Source organism: Rhodococcus sp. A14, assembly GCF_011603105.1.
Taxonomy (GTDB): domain Bacteria; phylum Actinomycetota; class Actinomycetes; order Mycobacteriales; family Mycobacteriaceae; genus Rhodococcus_F; species Rhodococcus_F opacus.
Window position 1 is genome coordinate 1 of sequence record NZ_JAAOQS010000306.1, and the last position, 689, is coordinate 689.

The 689-nt window shown below is 68.7% G+C and carries 1 protein-coding gene; it reads left to right on the forward strand.

What is annotated here, in order from left to right; all coding sequences use genetic code 11:
* Positions 1-19: 19 nt before the first annotated feature.
* Positions 20-689, forward strand: a 670-nt coding sequence (locus G9373_RS48475) for an ATP-binding protein (protein ID WP_167121396.1), incomplete at its 3' end; no start/stop codon positions are given.

Consider the following 689-nt stretch of genomic DNA (forward strand, 5'->3'; position numbering starts at 1 on the left):
GATGGGGCCGGGTGGGCGCATGAACAGCAATTCGGCGCCGCCCCTCCCGGACGAGCTGGCCAAGATCTGCACCCGCATGCGGCTGCCGTATCTGCGCAAGGCCGCCCCCGACGTGCTCGCGACCGCCAGGGCCCAACGCTGGGACCCGGCCGAGGTGGTGCGGGTGCTGCTGCAAGAGGAAGTCGTCGGCCGGGACGCCGCCACCCGGCGGATGCGCCGCAAGAACGCGAAATTCCCGACCGGCAAGACGTTCTCGTCGTGGCGCCCGGAGGAATCCTCGATTCCCGAGGCCACCCAGAACGCGCTCACCACGCTCGAATGGGTGCATCGCCGGGAGAACCTGGCCGTGTCCGGAGCGTCCGGGACGGGGAAGAGTCATTTCGTCGAAGCGCTCGCGCACGCCGCGATCGAGGCCGATTTGCGGGTGCTGTGGTTCACCCTCGAAACCCTCACCCAGACGGTGAACAAGGCGAAGGCCGACGGGTCGGTCGCCCGGACGGTGGCGAAGGTCTGCTCCTGCGATCTCGTGGTGGTCGATGACATCGGCATGCTGCCCGCCGGGCAGGACGCCGCCGAGGCGTTCTACCGCATCGTCGACGCCGCATACGAGCGCCGCTCGGTCGCCGTGACGTCGAACATTCACCCCTCGGGATTCGACACGATCATGCCGAAGACCCTGGCCACCGCTA